Origin of the sequence: Flavobacterium sp. N2270 (assembly GCF_025947225.1) — a bacterium.
Classification (GTDB): domain Bacteria; phylum Bacteroidota; class Bacteroidia; order Flavobacteriales; family Flavobacteriaceae; genus Flavobacterium.
In genome coordinates this window covers 836,199-855,320 of the sequence record NZ_CP110005.1, presented here as the reverse complement: position 1 = coordinate 855,320, position 19,122 = coordinate 836,199, and the positions used below count along the sequence as shown (strand labels likewise).

General features: G+C 33.0%; 17 protein-coding genes. 5 read left to right on the top strand and 12 right to left on the bottom strand.

Going from position 1 to position 19,122, the window contains the following annotated elements; translation table 11 throughout:
- Together OLM55_RS03950 and OLM55_RS03945 are read left to right on the top strand one after the other, a co-directional pair.
- Positions 1–756, top strand: coding sequence for an enoyl-CoA hydratase/isomerase family protein (locus tag OLM55_RS03950; RefSeq protein WP_264560122.1), 756 nt, complete (start codon positions 1–3; stop codon positions 754–756).
- Positions 753–926 carry a hypothetical protein gene (locus OLM55_RS03945; protein ID WP_264560121.1) on the top strand — a complete coding sequence of 58 codons (174 nt, stop codon included), beginning with the start codon at positions 753–755 and terminating at the stop codon, positions 924–926. Before OLM55_RS03950 ends, OLM55_RS03945 begins: the two co-directional genes overlap by 4 nt.
- Here OLM55_RS03945 and OLM55_RS03940 read toward each other — a convergent pair.
- Complete coding sequence (locus OLM55_RS03940; protein WP_264560120.1) at positions 916–1,542, bottom strand: 2OG-Fe(II) oxygenase; 627 nt, start codon at positions 1,540–1,542, stop codon at positions 916–918. The two genes, OLM55_RS03945 and OLM55_RS03940, sit on opposite strands and share 11 nt — an antisense overlap.
- Before the next feature lie 89 nt (positions 1,543–1,631).
- Between OLM55_RS03940 and OLM55_RS03935 the strand changes: the two genes are divergently transcribed.
- Positions 1,632–2,081, top strand: coding sequence for a 6-pyruvoyl trahydropterin synthase family protein (locus OLM55_RS03935; RefSeq protein ID WP_264560119.1), 450 nt, complete (start codon positions 1,632–1,634; stop codon positions 2,079–2,081).
- Positions 2,082–2,139: 58 nt separating this feature from the next.
- Here OLM55_RS03935 and OLM55_RS03930 read toward each other — a convergent pair whose 3' ends face one another.
- From OLM55_RS03930 to OLM55_RS03920, 3 genes are all read right to left on the bottom strand, one after another.
- On the bottom strand, positions 2,140–4,008 hold the full coding sequence (locus OLM55_RS03930; protein WP_264560118.1) for an OmpA family protein: 1,869 nt from the start codon (positions 4,006–4,008) through the stop codon (positions 2,140–2,142).
- An 18-nt stretch (positions 4,009–4,026) separates the two neighbouring features.
- The gene (locus OLM55_RS03925) at positions 4,027–4,947 is read right to left on the bottom strand and encodes a type IX secretion system membrane protein PorP/SprF (RefSeq protein WP_264560117.1); all 921 of its coding nucleotides are present in this window, start codon (positions 4,945–4,947) and stop codon (positions 4,027–4,029) included.
- Positions 4,948–5,011: 64 nt separating this feature from the next.
- Entirely contained in the window at positions 5,012–11,146 is a 6,135-nt protein-coding gene (locus OLM55_RS03920; RefSeq protein WP_264560116.1) for a gliding motility-associated C-terminal domain-containing protein, read from the bottom strand.
- Between the two features lie 160 nt (positions 11,147–11,306).
- On the opposite strand from OLM55_RS03920, the gene OLM55_RS03915 reads away from it, so the two are divergent.
- Positions 11,307–12,059 (top strand): UDP-2,3-diacylglucosamine diphosphatase, encoded by a 753-nt coding sequence (locus OLM55_RS03915; protein WP_264560115.1) that lies wholly within the window; start codon positions 11,307–11,309, stop codon positions 12,057–12,059.
- Here the strand turns inward: OLM55_RS03915 and OLM55_RS03910 are convergent.
- The 8 genes from OLM55_RS03910 to OLM55_RS03875 form a co-directional block, all read right to left on the bottom strand.
- Complete coding sequence (locus OLM55_RS03910; RefSeq protein WP_264560114.1) at positions 12,056–13,324, bottom strand: MFS transporter; 1,269 nt, start codon at positions 13,322–13,324, stop codon at positions 12,056–12,058. The genes OLM55_RS03915 and OLM55_RS03910 overlap by 4 nt on opposite strands.
- Positions 13,317–15,017 carry a single-stranded-DNA-specific exonuclease RecJ gene (gene recJ, locus OLM55_RS03905; protein ID WP_264560113.1) on the bottom strand — a complete coding sequence of 567 codons (1,701 nt, stop codon included), beginning with the start codon at positions 15,015–15,017 and terminating at the stop codon, positions 13,317–13,319. The genes OLM55_RS03910 and recJ overlap by 8 nt, the downstream gene beginning before the upstream one ends.
- A 62-nt stretch (positions 15,018–15,079) precedes the next feature.
- Positions 15,080–15,484, bottom strand: a complete 405-nt coding sequence (locus OLM55_RS03900; RefSeq protein ID WP_319800101.1) for a HopJ type III effector protein — start codon at positions 15,482–15,484, stop codon at positions 15,080–15,082.
- Positions 15,477–15,752, bottom strand: a complete 276-nt coding sequence (locus OLM55_RS03895) for a GIY-YIG nuclease family protein (RefSeq protein ID WP_264560585.1) — start codon at positions 15,750–15,752, stop codon at positions 15,477–15,479. The genes OLM55_RS03900 and OLM55_RS03895 overlap by 8 nt, the downstream gene beginning before the upstream one ends.
- 98 nt (positions 15,753–15,850) lie before the next feature.
- A complete protein-coding gene (locus tag OLM55_RS03890) occupies positions 15,851–16,273 on the bottom strand; it encodes an OsmC family protein (protein ID WP_264560112.1) in 423 nt (140 codons plus the stop codon).
- A 9-nt stretch (positions 16,274–16,282) separates the two neighbouring features.
- On the bottom strand, positions 16,283–16,600 hold the full coding sequence (locus OLM55_RS03885) for a hypothetical protein (RefSeq protein ID WP_264560111.1): 318 nt from the start codon (positions 16,598–16,600) through the stop codon (positions 16,283–16,285).
- Positions 16,601–16,610: 10 nt separating this feature from the next.
- Positions 16,611–17,288: a 16S rRNA (cytidine(1402)-2'-O)-methyltransferase gene (gene rsmI / locus OLM55_RS03880; RefSeq protein WP_264560110.1), complete on the bottom strand. Its 678-nt coding sequence runs from the start codon at positions 17,286–17,288 to the stop codon at positions 16,611–16,613.
- Between the two features lie 179 nt (positions 17,289–17,467).
- A complete protein-coding gene (locus OLM55_RS03875; RefSeq protein ID WP_264560109.1) occupies positions 17,468–18,349 on the bottom strand; it encodes a hypothetical protein in 882 nt (293 codons plus the stop codon).
- A 178-nt stretch (positions 18,350–18,527) separates the two neighbouring features.
- On the opposite strand from OLM55_RS03875, the gene OLM55_RS03870 reads away from it, so the two are divergent.
- Positions 18,528–19,118, top strand: a complete 591-nt coding sequence (locus OLM55_RS03870) for a thymidine kinase (RefSeq protein WP_264560108.1) — start codon at positions 18,528–18,530, stop codon at positions 19,116–19,118.
- Positions 19,119–19,122 lie beyond the last annotated feature (4 nt).

The window sequence follows — 19,122 nt, the reverse complement described above, 5'->3', positions numbered from 1 at the left end:
ATGGACGGAGTAATTAAAACATCTATAGAAAATAATATTGCAACGGTAAGTTTTTTTCACCCCGCTAGTAATTCTTTTCCTAGTTTACTACTCGCAAATTTAACTCAAGAATTAAATGTCTTGAGCGAAAATAATTCAATTAATCTAATTGTTTTGAAAAGTGAAGGTAATGGTGCTTTTTGTGCTGGAGCCTCTTTTGACGAACTTTTAAAAGTGAATAATTTAGAAGAAGGTAGGTTGTTTTTCTCTGGCTTTGCCAATGTAGTTAATGCTATGCGTAATTGCTCAAAAATCATTATTGGAAGAGTTCATGGAAAAGCAGTTGGTGGTGGAGTAGGAATAATCTCCGCTTGTGATTATGTTTTTGCTACAAATAATGCTTCAACAAAATTATCTGAATTAGCAATTGGTATTGGTCCATTTGTAATTGAACCAGCGGTATCAAGAAAAATAGGTAAAACTGCAATGACAGAAATGACTCTTGCTGCTACCGAATGGAAAACAGCCGAATGGGGTCTAAATAAAGGCCTGTTTACTCAATTATTTAGTTCTTTAGATGAACTGGATAATTCTTTAAGTAACTTTGCTTTAAACCTTGCAAGTTATAACCCTGAAGCACTTACTGAAATAAAAAAAGTAATATGGGAAGGAACCGAAAACTGGAATACATTACTTTATGAAAGAGCTGAAATATCAGGAAAATTAGTTTTATCTGATTTTACAAAAAATGCTTTACAAAAATTCAAAACCAAATGAGTTATTTCGTAACATTACAACCTGCTACTATTGAAGAAAAAATAGCAAATGCACCTGACGAAAGTTATCAAATAGGATTAGCAATTGGCAGTTATTTGCCTTTTGTAGTTTTAATTATTATTGCCTATATAATGTACTATAGGGCTAAAAACAACAAACCTAAAGATTAATTTTTCTTGTTTTTAACCACCCTGTAATGCTTAATCTTTCTTGTTTTACAGGCTTTACTTCATGCTCAAGAATCTGGCTTTCAAAAACAACCATTCTTCCTTTTAATGGGTAAACCTTAATGTCATCTTCACCGTCTTTATAAATGACTAATTCTCCGCCATATTCTGGCAACCAATCTTCATCATTTAAATAACATACTAATGATAATTTTCTACTATCATCATTTTGAAAAGTATCTAAATGTCTTTTATAAAAAGTTCCTTCAGGGTATAGTGCATAATGAAATTCTCTTTCTTGAATTCCTAAAAAACAAGTCCTATTAAGGTAATTAGTAAAATGTTCTATTTTTTCAAAAAACGCTAATTCTTTTGCATTAGCTAGTTTTTCATCTATCCAAAAAATAAAATCACCTCTAATTGCTTTCACAATTAATTCATTGAATTGGTTTCCAATAGCAGCTTTTTTAAAATCTTCTTCATCATACTTATCAAGTAAGCTTGAACGGAGGTTTTCAACTTCTTTCATCAAAAAGAAGTCATCAACAATACTATATTGCTGGTTTAAAAGATCGTCAATTATCTTTTCGTATTGCGGGTTCAATTGTAGATCTTCCATATTTTAAAAGTGGGCAAATATAGTGTTAAATAGCATATAAAAATTAGTAAATTTTATTTAGTAAATTTGCAGTCATAATTATCTTAAATATGAGTAACATAAGAATAACAAAACAATTTACTTTTGAAACTGGCCACGCGTTATATGGATATGATGGAAAGTGTAAAAATGTTCATGGGCATAGCTATAAATTGTCAGTAACTGTAATAGGAAAACCGATAACTGATTCTTCAAATGTAAAATATGGAATGGTTATAGATTTTACAGATTTGAAAAAAATTGTAAAAGAAGAAATTGTTGACATCTTTGATCACGCAACTGTGTTCAATCAAAACACACCACATATTGAATTAGCCAAAGAATTAAAAGATAGAGATCATCATGTAATTTTAGTTGATTATCAACCTACCAGCGAAAATATGGTAATTGACTTTGCAAAAAAAATAAAAAAACGTCTTCCGGAAAACATTAATTTATTTTCTCTTAGACTACAAGAAACTGAAACTTCATTTGCAGAATGGTTTGCTTCTGATAATTAAAAAAAAGCCTCAATAAAATTTATTGAGGCTTTTTAAATATTAACTTAATTTAACTAACTTATTTTTTTACGATTAAGAATTCACTTCTTCTGTTTTGGGCATATTCTTCTTCAGTACATTTTTTACAATCTACTTTTGGTTCGCTTTCACCAAATCCTTGACCCGTAATTCTTTCTTTAGAAATTCCTTTAGAAATAATATACTGAACTGTAGATTTAGCTCTTCTGTCTGATAAATTCATGTTGTATTTATCTCCACCTCTACTATCTGTATGAGATTTAGCAAATATTACCATTTCTGGATATTCATTCATAACTTCAACTAATTTATCTAACTCAGCAGCTCCTTCTGCAGTAATATTACTTTTATTGAACTCAAAAAATATTGGTTGTAAAATAACTTCTGTTTCAGTAATAATTGGCTTAATTGGTTCTAAGTTTATTACAACTGTAGACTTACCTCCTTCAGATTTTTCCATTGTTCCTACTCCATTCTCATAACCTAATCTTGAAGCTTGAACGGCGTATTCCATATCACAGTTAACCTTAAATATGCTTTCTCCATTTTCTGAAGTTTCTGACTTTCCAACAAGTTCTAATTTCTCATCAATCATTGCTACAGTAGCGCCTTGTAATAGCTTACCTGTTTTAGCATCTTTTACAGTTACAGTAGTTTCTACTCCACAAATAGGGTCCGCAATGTAAATATTATCTACACCATCTCTATTACTAGAAAAGAAACCAACTTTGTTCTTTGTATTAAAACTAAAAGCAAAGTCATCTTTTTCAGAATTTACTGGTAACCCAAGATTCATTGGTTCAGAACTATCATTTAAATTAACTTTAAACACATCAAATCCTCCTAAACCAACTCTAGAGTCAGAAGAAAAATATAATATATTATCATCTGTTACGAAAGGGAAACTATCATTTCCTTCTGTATTAACTCGTGATCCTAAATTTTCAGGTGTTCCATAAGAATCTCCATTTACACTTACCTTCCAAATATCTTCTCCACCTAAACCTCCAGGCATATTTGAAGAAAAATATAATGTTTTTCCGTCTTTACTAATACTAGGGTTTCTTACAGAGTAGGCAACATTATTAAATGGTAATGCTTTTTTATTAGACCAAGAATCTCCTTCTTTGGTTGCTTTATAAAGATAAATTTTACCAAACTTTAATTGTTTTTCTTTATCTTTTTCAAAGCCTTTACTTTCATTAAAACTCTCACTTGCAAAATACATTGTTGAGCCGTCAGAAGTAATCGTAGCCGGACCATCATGCCATTTTGTATTTAAGTTATCCACAGTAGTAGCTTCACTTATTGTTTTATTTGAATTATAAGTTGCTTTATATAAATCCAAATAAGGCTCTTCATTTAAACCATACTCTTTTCTTGATGTGTTTCTTGCACTTGCAAAGTAAAGTGTATTGTCATTAGTTAAAAAAGCTCCAAAATCTGCTTTATCACTACTAATATCAGATTTGGTTGCTCCAAATAATTTGAATTGAGCATTAATGTCTGAAACATAATCTTGATTATCTGTAAAAGCTTTTGCTCTACTATCATTTGGCTTCATTGAAGCAAATGTCTTCATTTGTTTATTAGCTTCAGTATAGTTTCCTTCAGCTTTTAGCATTTGAGCATACTGAAAATATGTTTCAGCATCTTGTTTTTCTTCAACTAATTTTGCAAACCACTTTGTTGCTTCTTTAGTATTAAAGACATTATAATAACTATCCGCTAATTGCTTATATACATAATTATCAGCTTTGCCTTTGTCTACTAATTTTAAATATTCTTGTGCTGCCTCAGTATATTCATATCTATCGAATAACTTGTCAGCTGCTTTTGTGTCTTTGTTTTGTGCACTTAGTATTCCACTAGCGATTACAAAACTTAAGGTGATATATAATTTCTTCATGTTTTTGTCGCTTTATAATTAGAAATATCTTGGTGAACTTGATACTTTTTTAGAGAATTTCAAATCAAACAACAAAATAATTTCGTGTGAAGCTGGAGTTGAAACGTCTAAATCTGAAACAATATGGTCATATGCATAACCAATTCTAATGTCTGGTGTTATAGCATAATTTACCATAGCTCCAAAACTGTCATCTAATCTATAAGTTGCGCCTATTTCAAATTTCTCATTAAACAAAAAGTTTGTAGATAAATCTAAAGATGCTGGTGCACCAAATGCAGATTTCAACATAAAAAATGGTTTGAATTTAATAGATTCATTAACATCGAATACATATCCTCCAGTTAAAAAGTAATGTGAATATTCAGAACCATACTCTCTTCCATTAAAATCTAAATGTTTAGACTTTAACATATTTGGTACTGAAAACCCTAAATAATATTTATTGGTATAATAAAATAAACCAGAACCAATATTCAAATAAGCGTTACTCGTGTTCTCAGCAAAAGCTGGATCACTAGCGTCTGGTAATGTATTATAAACATCGCTATACAAACCTACTTTATGTAAAGTAACACCAGCTTTTAAACCAAATGCTAATTTATGTTCTTCACCTAAATTTAAGGTATATGAAAAATCTCCATAGATATTATTTTCCTCAACAGGACCAATTTTATCTGAGATAACAGACAAACCTAAACCTACATTTTTACCGGCACGTGTATGCCCAAAAAATGTTCCTGTTGTTGGAGCATCTTCAATATCAACCCACTGTTTTCTATACAATAAACCCAATGATAGATTTTCCTTACTTCCTGCATAAGCAGGATTCATAACACTCATATTGTACATATATTGTGTGTAATGAGGATCTTGTTGTGAAAAGCCTTCTATTACAAAGCTTAACAATAATATCGAAACTAAATATAGTTTGTTCATTTTTATTTTGATTAATTATAGAACTACTCTTACTTATAAAATAAGAGTAGTTCATAGTTGTATTTTATTGTTCTCTATTGATATAAACCCATCCAGTTCTTGAAGCCATGTCATTAAATTGAATAACATAGTAGTAAGTTCCATCTGGTAATTCATTTCCGTTATTAGACTTACCTACCCATTCATTTGTATAGTTTGATTTAGAATAAACTTCTTTACCATATCTATTAAATATTTCAACTTTTTTAACATCAAAACCAGATAAATCCCAACTATCGTTTAATCCATCTCCATTTGGAGAAACTCCTTTAGGAATAGTACAACTTTCAACAAATACAACTAATTCTCCAACTTGACTACATGAAGCATTGTTTGGAGTAAAGAAATAGGTTGTTGAACCTAAAACAGAAACATCAGCAACAGCTGGTGACCAAGTTCCGCTATATCCTTCTAGTGATTGAAGTGGTAATTGGAAATTTGAACCAACACATACTTCTACATCATTAAAAGTTGGAACTTCTTCACTATTTATAACTAATTCATACTGACTAGTTCCACTATTTATACAGTTTGTAGCGTCTTGAGCAAAAGTATAAGTAATAGTATAAGTACCTGGGAAGCTTGAAGATAAATCTACTTCTCCTGTTGAAGGGTTTATAACTATATTAGAATTATTTCCAGCGAATGTTCCTCCTGTGTTAAATCCAGTAACTGACGTATCAGGTAAAGGGTTAGAAGTGCTTGAAATACAAACTGGACTTACATATGTAAATGTTAGAACCGGATTAGTAAACACAAATGGATCAATTGTAAATGTATATGGTTCTGAGAAACAACCTGTAATTAAATCATGAACAATCAACGTATACGTTCCAGGAGTTACGCCTGTAAAGTCAACACTTGTTTGAGTTGTTGTTGATGTACCATTACTTAAGATATACTCATAATCTGTAACATATAATGTATAGAAACCAACATCTGAATAATCTTCTGGGTCAAGTAGTGACCAGTCTGCAGGATCCCAAGTAACGCTTGGTAAAGTTGCAGTAGTTAATCTTCTGTAAGTATATCCAACTCCAGGAGTAAACACTGTTCCGTTGATTCCCCAAACATCTAAAATTACATCTGTGCTATTTGATAAAGCAATTTGGTCATTGTTATTAACACCTCCACAAGTTGTAAAACTTAAATCTGGTGTAACTCCTCCTGTATTTGCACTTGTACTTAATTTAATGACAACTACATCGTTATTAGATAAAGTTCCTGATAAAACTAAATCACATGAAGGAGCTGCATTTCCGTTAGTATACACTTTTAACTTGTAATTACTTAGGTTAACAGTAGCTCCTGTTCCATTGTACACCTCAACATAAGTTAATGCTCCAGTAGCTGCGTCAGTAACTTCAGATATAAATAAATCTGAAGCGGTATTTAACTGCATATTTAATGGAGATAATACTTCAAATGTTGCTGTTTGATCAGCACATGTTGGTAACGAAGTAATATCTATTGTTGGAACAGGTACAGAGTTTACAACAATTGTAATTGTATTAGTCAATGTGTTATTACAAGTTCCATCATTAATGTTACTTAATAGAACAACTACATCAGTAGTAGGATTAGGAACTGTAATTGTAGCAGAACCTGTAGCGTCTAAATCAACCGTTTGAGCAGTAGCTGTACCTATCGTATAAGTTACAGTTGCATTTGGTGTTCCTGTGATGGTAAATTCAGCATCACTTCCTAAACAAATTGAAGGGTTAACAGCAGTTAAGCTAGTAACAGTAGGTAAGGCTCTTACCACAACTGTAGATGAATTTGTTAAAGCCGTGTTACAAGCTCCGTTATCAATATCTGATAAATTTAACACTACGTTTCCAACAGCTGGCGCCGTAACAGTAATTGTTACAATACCTGAAGCGTCAATCGGAATTGTTTGAGTAGCTCCCGTTCCTATTATATAACTTAAAGTAGTATTTGCCGAACCAGTTACAGTAAATACAGCATCCTCACCAACACAAATTGGAGTATTTGAAGTAACATTAGTTACTGAAGGAGCCGGGTTTACTACTACAGTATAAGGTGTAAACACTGTTGCACATTGACCTGCATCTGGCATAAATGTGTAAGTTGTTGTTTGTGTATTATCAACCGCAGGTGACCATGAACCTGTAAAGCCTTCTATAGATGTTGTTGGCAATGTAATCACATCTCCAACACAGAATGGGCCAACTTGAGTAAATGTTGGATTGTATACTGGGTCAACTAAAGTAATAGCAATAGCATCGTTTATTGTACAGCCATTTATTGTAAAATTAAATCCTGTATAATCTCCTGCAGGTAAATTTGAAATAATAATATCTCCATTTACATTGGCTGTATAATTAATTGGTCCTACTGGTGCCGTATCTTGTGTATAAGAAACTCCATAAGTATCTCCTGGTGTAAATCCAGAAACAGTAATAGATCCTTCTGTACCATTACAAGTTGAAGGGTTAACTGAAACAAATGAAGGCGCAGATTGTATTGAAAAAGTAGCTGAATAATATAATCCTCCATTGTCAAGGACAAGACTGTCATCACATTGAGTAGGGTCATCATTATCTCCAGTTACATCATAATAAACTTCAATAATATAATTACCAGGTGTATTTGTAGTTAAATCAATAGCAGAAGAAACTTCTTGCCATCTTTGATCTCCACTTGAACAAGAAGCACCTCCTGTTGGATAAGTACCCGTTGTACATTCTTCTAGTAATGGTAAGTTTACAACTGTAAATGCTCCAGGAGCACTAGAAGCTTCATACACTCTATAATTTAATCTTGCACTACAAACATTTGAAGTAGCTGTTTTAAAAGTTCTTAATTCTGCTCCATTAAAAATTAGGTTTCCAGAAGCTTGAACATAAGTACCTAAATCGCTATTTGGGAAAACATTCATTGCTGATCCTATAGTTTGAGAACCAGAAGTTGTATTGAAAAATTCACCGTTAGCGGTTGTATTACAATCATCTAATAAGACAGCACTAGCTATTGTACCAAAAGTACATGTAGCCAATACTTGAACATTTAAAGTGACTGTAGACGCACATTGTCCAGCATCTGGTGTAAATGTATAAGTACCTGATGTCATATTATCAACTAATGCAGGTAACCAAGATCCTATAATACCATTATTAGAAGTGTTAGAAAGTACTGGCGCTGTATCTCCAGAACAAATAGGTGCTGGTGAAATAAACGAAGGCACAGTTTCTGCATTTACTGTAATTGAAACATCTATTGGTATAGCACACTGACCTGCGTCTGGTGTAAATGTGTAAACTCCCGAATTCACATTATCAACTAAAGCAGGTAACCATGTTCCTGTAATTCCATTAGTTGAAGTATTAGGTAAAGTCGGCGCTGTAGTGTTTTCACAAAACGGAGCAATTGCATTAAAAGTTGGAGTTACTAAGTCTAAAACTGTTATTTCAACAAAATCAGAAGTTGCACAAAGTGAGTTAGTATCTGTAGATTGTACATTTACTGTATAAACTCCTGGTGCAGGAGGTGTAAACGTAACTGTAGAACCAGTAGTTGCACTTAATCCAGTATTTGGAGTCCAATTATAAATTCCGTTACCACCTGTTGCAGTTAAATTTACCGTTTCATTTATACAAATTGTTGGATTTACTGGTGTTAATTCAACGTCTGTAGAAGTTGAACCACCTGAAGTTACTGTAACAGAATAATCACAAACTGCTCCTGCATAACCATCAATCATTAAATAATATGTTTGACCAATAGTCAACCCTGTAAATGACAATGCATTTACTCCAGGGTTCATTGGAGAAAAACAATTTATAGAAGTTACAGGCCCACTACCACAAGTAGCAGCTGTAAATACATAAAACTGAATTCCTGAGCCATTCGTACAGTTTCCTACATTTACATCCATTGTAATTGAAGTTGCTGTTGCTTGAAAGGTCAAGAAAGAGTTGTTTTCAATAGAACCACAAAAAGCGGTTGTTAATTGAGACCATGTATTTACAGTATATGTGTTTGATGTGTTACCACAGTAACCATCTAAGTTACATACAGGCGCAGCTGTAGGACAGTCATTTCCTGCTGGCGAAGAACCACTACAACCAGGAAATAATGTATTAAACGTTCTAGGTCCTGACCAAAAACTTAAACCATCTGTAGAACCACAATCAGATAATACATAAAACTCATATGGAGTATTAGGGTTTAATCCAGTTACTGTAAAAGGATTAGATGAAGCATTAATTATTGTAGAAGCTCCTGTAGGATAACCTGAACCTGCAGGTTGAACCACAATTTGCCAATTAGAAACCCCAGTATTAGTATCCGTCCAAGACAATGTTGCCTCAGTTGAAGTAATACCTGTTACAGTTAATGCTGTAGGTTGTCTACAAGGAGGTGGAGGTGAACAAATAATTGTTGCATCCCAACCAATACCCGTTACTGATGAATCAGAATTAAATACAAATGTCAAACATCCTGAAGCGCTTGTCGCAGTATATTGAGGCGGTAATGCAGTTCCTGCATAAGTACCTACTAAAGGTGAAGCAGAAGTTGGACCATCATAAATTCTTAGACTATCACAACAGCTCTCTAAACCAAAAGTGTTAAAAATAACGGTTACAACTTCTCCAGCATTATCAGGACAAATTGTTGTAGTAACATTAGTTTGACTATTAGAATAGTTACCAGTAGCTCCTCCTTGATCATAAAAATGATCCCCAGCACAATAAAATGGCTGTGTTGTAAATGTTGCTTTTGTTGACCATAAACTTAAGTCAGTTGTAGGAGTACAAATAGCACGAACATAAACATCATATGTTGTTTGTGAATTTAAACCTGTAATTGTATATGGATTTAAACTTGTTGTAACACCCACAGAACCAGCAGTTGGAGCTGGTGAACCAGCTGGTAACCAAATTACTTCCCATTGAGTAGCAGAGCCTGTTTCAGTCCAGCCAACATTTGCAGTTGTAGCTATAATTGCTGTCATAGTTAAAGCTGTTGGTTTAGGACATGTTGGCACTGGTGCACAAGTTACGTTTGATGTCCATCCAACTCCTGTAACACTTCCATCTGAAGTGAAATTAAATGTCAAGCATCCATTTGCTGCCGAAGAAGTAAAGGCTGGCGGCATATTAGTACCTGTGTAAGTTCCTAATAAAGGTGCTGCTGTACTATTTCCATCATAAATTCTTAAAAAATCCCAGTTATTTTCAATATTAAATGATGTAAATGTAACCGTAACTAATTCCCCAGCATTTGTAGGGCAAATTGTAGTCGTAATGTTTTCACTATTAGAATAATTCCCTGAAGCACCACCAGAATCTACAAAATTACCTCCGCAAACAGGTGGTAAAGCTGTAGTTGTAAAATTCATTCCTCCAGACCAAGCACTTGAATTATCTGTTCCACACAATGCTCTTACATAGTATGTATAATTTGTTAAAGGAGAAAGACCTGTTAAGTTATAAGGTCTCGTTACTGGCGAAACGACTGTTCCTGTACCCTGAACAAAACCAGCAGGGCCATATTCAATTGCAAACTGAGTAGCAGGACCAGTATATGTCCAGTTTAAAGTTGCAGATGTAGATAATGGTGTAACAGTTAATGCCGTTGGCACTACAGTACATGCTTGATCTACATTTACATTATCAACAATCCATGCATCACCGTTGTCATTTTCCATAACAAACGCAATGTAAATACTTTGATTTGCATATGCTGTTAAAGGAATAACTTTTTGTTCAAAAGGAGCATTTATGATATCTAACTCTGTGTAGGTTACAAGTGTAGTTGTAAAATCCGCAGGATTATTTTGAGAAGCAGTAGAGATCTTTACTTTATAAATACTCCCCTGCTCTCCGTTAGCAATAGATCTTGCAAAAAACCTAAGTTGTCCATCTGTTGGAACCGTAACTAATGGAGTAACCATCCAATCTTCAGCTATTCCAGAAGTAACATCTTCTTTGTTAATAATTGCAGCCTTACCTCCGGCATAAACCCAGCCTAATCCAGTTGCAGTAGTTGTAGTCCAACTTCTTGTTGTACCAATCCCATTGTCAAAAGTAGTCCAACCCGTTGGTGGAAATGTCGCACCTTCGAAACCTTCAGACAATTGCCCGTAACTAAAGAAAGTGAATAATGACATGAAAAAAAGTAATAATTTTTTCATTATGTTATGTTTTTGTTATGATTTGATTAATTTTCAAAGTTAGTAATTATAAGTGTTCAGAAAACATCTGTCGATGAAATGTAACAATTATCCGATGAAATGTTTTTTTTAACATAGTATATTTTATGTATTTTTGCATACTCACATTTAAAATCAAAACTTGAAAGAAAAAAATAAAATATATTTTGCATCTGACCAACATTTTGGAGCACCTACATCAGAAAAAAGTTTTCCACGCGAACAAAAATTTGTAGCTTGGTTAGATGAAGTAAAAAAAGATGCTGATGCTATTTTTCTTTTGGGTGATTTATTTGATTTTTGGTTTGAATATAAAACAGTTGTTCCAAAAGGTTTTGTTAGAGTTTTAGGCAAATTAGCTGAAATTAGAGATTCTGGGATTCCGATTTATTTTTTTGTTGGAAATCACGATTTATGGATGCACGATTATTTTCAAAATGAATTAAACATTCCTGTTTTTCACGATAATGAAGAGTTTACTTTTAACGGAAAATCTTTTTTAATAGGACATGGTGACGGAAAAGGACCCGGAGACAAAGGATACAAACGCATGAAAAAAGTGTTTACAAATCCTTTTTCTAAATGGTTGTTTCGCTGGTTACATCCAGATATTGGTGTAAAACTAGCTCAATATTTATCGGTAAAAAATAAATTAATTTCTGGGGAGGAAGACGTAAAATTTCTAGGAGAAGAAAACGAATGGTTAGTTCAGTATGCCAAACGCAAACTAGAAACCAAACACTACGATTATTTTATTTTTGGACATCGTCATCTACCAATGATTATTGAGGTTTCTGAAAATTCTAAATATGTCAATTTAGGAGATTGGATAGGTTACTTTACCTATGGTGTTTTTGATGGAGAAACTTTCGAATTGAAAGAATATAAAAATTAATCTTGTTGTTCTAATTCTTCAACCTCTTTTTCTAAATCTAATTTTCTGAATGAAGGAGAAACAATAGCTGTCCCAAAAACTGTCACTAAAGTCATACACCCTCCAAAAACAACAGCTGGCACAACTCCCATTAATTTAGCGGTTAAACCACTTTCGAAAGCACCTAATTCATTAGAAGAACCCACAAAAATAGAATTCACAGAAGAGACTCTTCCACGCATATTGTCTGGAGTATGTAATTGCAATATAGTATTTCGAATCACGACTGAAACACCATCGGCAACACCACTTAAAAATAAGGCTACAACAGAAATCCAAAATATTTCTGAAACACCAAAAACAATTATACAAAGTCCAAATACAAAAATGGCCGTTAATAATTTTACCCCCGCATTTTTATTCAACGAAAAATAAGCTGCTGCTAACATGGTTACGATAGAACCTACCGCTGGTGCAGCACGAAGAATTCCAAAACCTTCCGACCCAACTTTTAAGATGTCTTGCGCAAAAATGGGCAATAATGCAACTGCTCCTCCAAATAAAACTGCAAACATATCTAAAGAAATAGCTCCTAAAATAGTTTTATTATTGAATACAAATTTTACCCCTTCTTTTAAACTTTGAAATATAGGTTCACCAATTTTAGGATTTAAAATAGGCTTTTTAGAAATTTGGGTCAACCAAAACAAAGCAAACAGAGTACATCCAAAAACCAAACACATTGACCAATGTACTCCTATAATTCCAATAGAAACTCCAGCTAAAGCGGGACCAAACATAGAACCCATTTGCCAAGTTGAACTACTCCAAGTTGCAGCATTTGGGTAATTTTTCTTTGGAACAATTAAAGATAAAAGTGAAAAAACAGTTGGACCAATAAAAGCTCTCACTAATCCTCCGCAAAAAACCAAAGCATAAATAATTCCTAAAGTTGTCGATGTAGAAAGTGACTCAACAACACTTGGAACCGTTACTAAAAAAAGTCCTAAACTAATGATTGAAAAACCTAAAAGGCATTTCATAAGCAGACTTCTTTTTTCATTCTGGTCAACGATATGTCCTGCAAATAAAGCCATTGAAACAGCTGGAATAATTTCCATTAAACCAATAATTCCTAATGAAAGTGGATCTTTTGTTAAACTATAAACTTCCCATTCAATAATTACAAATTGCATGGACCAAGCAAAAACCAATGCGAATCGCATGGAAAGAAAAAAACGAAACTCTTTAAATCGTAATGCTGCGTATGGGTCTTTTTTAGCCATTTGAAGGTTTGATATCGCGTAATTGAAGCTGCAAAGTTACAACATCTCGCCATTCATTTTCTTCTAAAGAAACAATTGCATCAAACTTTTGCAAATTTTTAACAACTGATAATTTATCCCCAATTTTAAACCCAATTGCTCCAAAACTTTGCGAATTATCCTGCTTAACAAAAGCTTTTAAATGTTCGTCATCTGAACCTAAACTTTTAGCATAACCAGAATCAGTTAGTTCTTTTACTAAAAACAAAGGCGTCATATTTTGAGGGCCAAAAGGTTCAAATTGTTTTAAAATACGCATCAATTTTGGGTTCAATTCTGTTAAACGAATTTCAGCATCATATTCTAATTCTGGAATCAACAAATCAGGATGAATGGTTTCTTTTACTGTTTTTTCAAATGCACTTTTGAAGTTTTCGTAATTTTCTTCTAGGAGTGTCATTCCGGCTGCATACATATGTCCGCCAAATTGTTCCAAATGTTCTTCGCAAGCTTCTAATGCATTATAGACATCAAAATCTTTTACCGAACGTGCAGAAGCAGCTAATTTATCGCCACTTTTTGTAAAAACAATTGTGGGTCTATAATAGGTTTCGATTAATCGAGAAGCTACAATACCAATTACGCCTTTGTGCCAATTTTCTTGATACACCACAGTAGAAAATCTTTTTTCTTCATTTGAAATGGTAATTTGAGATAAAGCTTCTTTGGTAATTTGTTTGTCTAATCCTTTACGTTCGTTATTATTGTCTTCAATTTCTTTGGCAAACTCTTCGGCTTGAGCCAAATTGAATTCGGTTAATAAACGCACCGCATAATCGCCATGCTTAATTCGGCCAGCAGCATTGATTCGAGGAGCCACAACAAAAACAACGTCGGTTATGGTAATTTCTTTCTTTTTTATGGATTGAGTTAATGCCTTTATTCCTGGTCTTGGATTAGAATTTATTACTTCTAATCCAAATTTCGCTAACGTTCTATTTTCTCCCGTAATAGGAACAATATCAGCCGCAATTGCAGTCGCAACCAAATCTAAATATGGAATTAAATCTTCTGTTGTTTGATTTCTATTTTGACCTAAAGCTTGAATTAATTTGAACCCAACTCCACAACCGCATAATTCATCATAAGGATACAAACAATCTTCACGTTTTGGATCTAAAACGGCAACGGCTTCGGGCAATTTATCTCCAGGTCGGTGATGATCACAAATGATAAAATCAATGTCTTTTTCTGCAGCATAATTTACATGGTCAATCGATTTTATTCCGCAATCTAAAGCTATAATTAAAGTAATTCCGTTGTCTTCAGCAAAGTCAATTCCTTTATAGGAAATTCCGTAACCTTCGGCATAACGATCTGGAATATAAGTAGCAACATTGGGGTAAAATGTTCGTAAATAACTTGAAACCAATGAAACTGCTGTTGTTCCATCTACATCGTAATCGCCAAAAACCATTATATTTTCATTGGCAGCAATTGCTTTTTCAATTCGCGCAACCGCTTTATCCATATCTTTCATTAAATATGGATCATGTAAGTCGTCTAAAGATGGACGGAAAAAAGTTTTGGCTTGTTCGAAGGTTTCAATTCCTCTTTGAACGAGTAAAGTCGCAATAATTTCATCGACTTGAAGTGCATTTTGTAAGGCTTGTACTTTTTGTTTTTCGGGCTTTGATTTTAAATTCCAACGCATACCTAATTATGAATTAAAAATTATGAATTATTTTGAATGGCTTATATAATACAAATGTATGATTATTTTTTCTCAGAAAGCGCATTTGCTTCAAAATGAATTCCTTCCCAACCAAACTTCATAAAATTTCGAATATTTTGATGGTCTTCTTCGTTTGGTGTTTGTAGAACTTTTTGGTAATGTTCGCCAAATAAAAACAAAGTCACTGTTGCATCTAATTGGTGTAGTTTTGCAAATGAAAACACTTTACAAGAGCCATTATTTGTGTTTGCTTCGTTGACAAAATCTCCGTTTTTGAATTTTGTAGGAGTAAACTCAAATGCATTATCAATTGTATTTATGACTTCTGAAAAATTAATAATTTCAGCTTTTTTTACTTTATTTATGAGTTCTAAAATAGTCATTTTATTTGTTTGTTTTATTGTCATTTCGACGTTAGGAGAAATCACATTGTCTAATTTATTCAAAATGATGATTTAAAAATTCAAATTCAGAATTAAACTTTTTTATTAATTCTAATTTCTTTTCTCTTCTCCATTTTTTCAGTTCTTTTTCTCTTGCAATAGCTTCCTCAACCCAAACAAATTTTTCGTAATAAACTAAAAATCCTAAATTATATTTTGAAGCAAACGTTTTGTTTCCTTGTTCTAAATTTTCTTTGTGTTGCTGTAATCGTTGTTTTAAATTATTTGTCATACCAATATAAAAAGTAGATCTATATTTATTGGTAATTATATAAACATAATAAGAATGAAAGTCTAATTACGGATTGAATTCATTCATGATTTAATTTTACTTTATGTGATTTCTCCTTGCGTCGAAATGACAAAGTCTTACTTATGAAAAATAGTCTTTATATCAACAGTTGCAAACTTTCTAAACATTTCCATTACACCACAGTATTTTTCAACTGATAAATCAACAGCGCGTTGTAATTTCTTCTCATTTAAATTATTTCCATAAAAATGATATTCAACCGTTACGTGGTCGTACACTTTTGGATGTTCTTCTGTTAAGTTTGCAGATGTTTCAATTTTAAAATCAGTTACTTCTAACTTCATTTTTTCTATTAATGAAGCCACATCAAGACCCGAACAACCCGCTAAAGCAGAAAGCATCATTGCTTTTGGTCTTAAACCTGCTCCTTCGCCACCATTTTCTTCTCCGGCATTGATTAATACAGTTTCTCCACTAGGATTTGTAGATTCAAATTGCATTTTCCCTTTCCAAGTTGTAGTTACGTTGTGTGTTGTCATTTTTTATATTTAGCTAAAAGTTTCCATTTCCCAATCTTCAAAATCTGGTACAACATCATATTTAGAATCACAAATACTTCTTATATACTTAGCTGCTCTAGTGATTGAATAAGATTGATTTAATACTTTCCCTTCATGATTTAATTCCAAGTTATTCAAATAAACGCTATAAACTGTTTGAACAAATGTCGCTTCTTCTTTTAATTCTTCTCTATAGTCAATTCCTTCAAGAATCGTTTTATCATCAATTACAAAGTTTAAATTACCATTTGTATAATAATAAACGAACAACATCAAACTTTTTTTAAAATCAATACTTAATTCCATAAAACAACATTTACTTTAAACTCTTCCCACCAACACAAACCACAATTTCGCCTTTTGCAGGTTTCGCTTCAAAGTGTTTTAGAACTTCATCGGCAGTTCCACGAACGGTTTCCTCGTGTAGTTTCGACAATTCACGAGAAACAGAAACGGGTCTGTCGGCACCAAAGTATTGCACATATTCGGCAAGCGTTTTATTTAATTTATGAGGCGAAACGTAGAAAATCATGGTTCTTGTTTCTTCGGCTAAAGCTAAAAAACGCGTTTGACGACCTTTTTTATCGGGTAAAAAACCTTCGAAAACGAATTTATCATTAGGCAAACCACTATTTACTAAAGCAGGCACAAAAGCAGTGGCACCAGGTAAACATTCTACTTCCACTCCGTTTTCTACACAAGCACGCGTCAATAAAAAACCCGGATCGGAAATAGCTGGAGTTCCAGCATCACTAATAAGTGCAATGGTTTCGCCAGCTTGCATGCGTTTTACCAAATTTTCAACGGTTTTATGTTCGTTGTGCATGTGGTGACTGTGCATGCGTGTAGCAATTTCGAAATGCTTTAGCAATTTTCCGCTTGTACGAGTATCTTCGGCTAAAATTAAATCGACTTCTTTTAAAACGCGAATTGCTCTAAAAGTCATGTCTTCAAGATTACCTATTGGTGTTGGAACTAAATATAATTTTCCCATTAAACTTGTTGTATAAAATACAGCTTTTATAAATTATTTTTAAACACATAGGCACATAGTTTAACTATGTTTCTGTTAGAAATTTTAGAAAATACTTTTTACACAGTAGCTATGTAAACTAATAAAACCTTAACTATTTTATATAAAACTCTATGTTTCTATGTGGTGAAAAGCTACAATTAATTGAATTTTTTTTCTACTATTTCCAAGAAACGATTTTCGAATTCTTCTTTTCCGTCCCAATTGTTATAATCTGGCTTAACGAAATCGTTGATAAATCCTTGCGCTTCATCAAAAGAATCGAATGTGTTTAATTGAGAAAGCACTCGGTTGAAATCATCTGAACTTCCTCCAAATAATTTTTTCTCAAAAGCAATTCTATCGTTTAGTCCTATGTTTATTCCTTTCGTTAATCTATCGTTAAGCGACATTGTTTTTGGTTCTTCAAAAACTACTTCAGGAACTTTTTCAATTATAATTTCTTCTTTTACTTCTGCAACAGCTTCTTCTTTTGCTTCAAACAAATCTTCAGCTATTTCAGGTTTTGATGCTTCAACAGCTTCAAAAGTAAGTTCTGCAACTTGCTCTACTTCTACGGGAACATCATTTACTTTTACAAAATCGGGTTCTTGAAAATCTCCACCAAAAACATCGTCAAATAAAACCGATTGAGGTTGCTTAAGGTCGTCTTCATGAACTAAAGATTTTTCTTCTTCAACTTCTTCCTCGGTTTCCGCTTCCGATACAACTTCCTCTTCAATAATTGATTCTTCAACTGGTTCTTCTGTCTTAGCTTCAACAACTGGTTCTTCAATTTTTTCCTCAACTACCGCTTTTTCTAGTACATCAGAAACTTTTTGATTTTCTAATTTATGCTCTAAGTCTTCACGAGAAATTTCTTTTTCAGCGATAGCAATATTTTCTTCATAAAAACGTAAAACCGTTAATTGATCGTACAGTTTTTTTGTCTCTTCATGTAGTTGAACCGTTTCAGAACGATTTTTTAACTTCAAAACTCGGTGTGCAATGCTGATTAGTTCGGCTTCTAACTTTTTCTTCATAACTTAAAGGAATAGAAATTGAATAATTATAAATTTCTTGTAAAAATATTATTTTAAAACTTGAAAATAAAGAACTTACTTAAAAACTTATATTGTTTGTCTTTAGTGTAAATTTACGTAAGTTTGTTACGACTACAAAAGTAGTGGATTCTAATATTAATTGACCGAAATATACGAAATGTTTCTTGAAAATACAGTAAATCAACACGAACAATTTGGCTGGATAGAAGTAATCTGCGGCTCAATGTTTTCTGGAAAAACAGAAGAACTCATTCGTCGTTTAAAAAGAGCTCAATTTGCCAAACAAAAAGTTGAAATTTTTAAACCGGCAGTTGATACTCGTTACGATGATGAAATGGTGGTTTCTCATAATAAAAATGAAATTCGTTCTACGCCAGTACCAGCTGCTGAAAATATACGAATTCTTGCTCAAGGTTGCGACGTTGTAGGTATTGATGAAGCTCAATTTTTTGACGATGAAATTGTTGCTGTTTGTAATGATTTGGCTAATAGCGGAATTAGGGTTATTGTTGCTGGCTTAGATATGGACTTTAAAGGAAATCCTTTTGGACCAATGCCTGCGCTTATGGCAACTGCCGAATATGTTACTAAAGTTCATGCGGTTTGTACACGTACCGGAAATTTAGCAAATTATAGTTTTAGAAAGTCTGAAAACGACAAATTGGTAATGCTTGGTGAAACTGAAGAGTATGAACCATTAAGTAGAGCTGCTTATTATAAAGCGCTTAGAGAAAACTTAGAAAAATAAATTC

What these genes read in the sequence shown, in the direction of transcription:
- OLM55_RS03940 (WP_264560120.1), bottom strand. Translation starts at nt 1,542, where the DNA reads ATGGAAGATCTACAATTGAACCCGCAATACGAAAAGATAATTGACGAT.
- OLM55_RS03950 (WP_264560122.1), top strand. Translation starts at nt 1, where the DNA reads ATGGACGGAGTAATTAAAACATCTATAGAAAATAATATTGCAACGGTA.
- OLM55_RS03910 (WP_264560114.1), bottom strand. Translation starts at nt 13,324, where the DNA reads ATGGCTAAAAAAGACCCATACGCAGCATTACGATTTAAAGAGTTTCGT.
- OLM55_RS03870 (WP_264560108.1), top strand. Translation starts at nt 18,528, where the DNA reads ATGTTTCTTGAAAATACAGTAAATCAACACGAACAATTTGGCTGGATA.
- OLM55_RS03945 (WP_264560121.1), top strand. Translation starts at nt 753, where the DNA reads ATGAGTTATTTCGTAACATTACAACCTGCTACTATTGAAGAAAAAATA.
- OLM55_RS03875 (WP_264560109.1), bottom strand. Translation starts at nt 18,349, where the DNA reads ATGAAGAAAAAGTTAGAAGCCGAACTAATCAGCATTGCACACCGAGTT.
- OLM55_RS03890 (WP_264560112.1), bottom strand. Translation starts at nt 16,273, where the DNA reads ATGACAACACACAACGTAACTACAACTTGGAAAGGGAAAATGCAATTT.
- OLM55_RS03935 (WP_264560119.1), top strand. Translation starts at nt 1,632, where the DNA reads ATGAGTAACATAAGAATAACAAAACAATTTACTTTTGAAACTGGCCAC.
- OLM55_RS03920 (WP_264560116.1), bottom strand. Translation starts at nt 11,146, where the DNA reads ATGAAAAAATTATTACTTTTTTTCATGTCATTATTCACTTTCTTTAGT.
- OLM55_RS03925 (WP_264560117.1), bottom strand. Translation starts at nt 4,947, where the DNA reads ATGAACAAACTATATTTAGTTTCGATATTATTGTTAAGCTTTGTAATA.
- OLM55_RS03885 (WP_264560111.1), bottom strand. Translation starts at nt 16,600, where the DNA reads ATGGAATTAAGTATTGATTTTAAAAAAAGTTTGATGTTGTTCGTTTAT.
- OLM55_RS03930 (WP_264560118.1), bottom strand. Translation starts at nt 4,008, where the DNA reads ATGAAGAAATTATATATCACCTTAAGTTTTGTAATCGCTAGTGGAATA.
- recJ (WP_264560113.1), bottom strand. Translation starts at nt 15,017, where the DNA reads ATGCGTTGGAATTTAAAATCAAAGCCCGAAAAACAAAAAGTACAAGCC.
- rsmI (WP_264560110.1), bottom strand. Translation starts at nt 17,288, where the DNA reads ATGGGAAAATTATATTTAGTTCCAACACCAATAGGTAATCTTGAAGAC.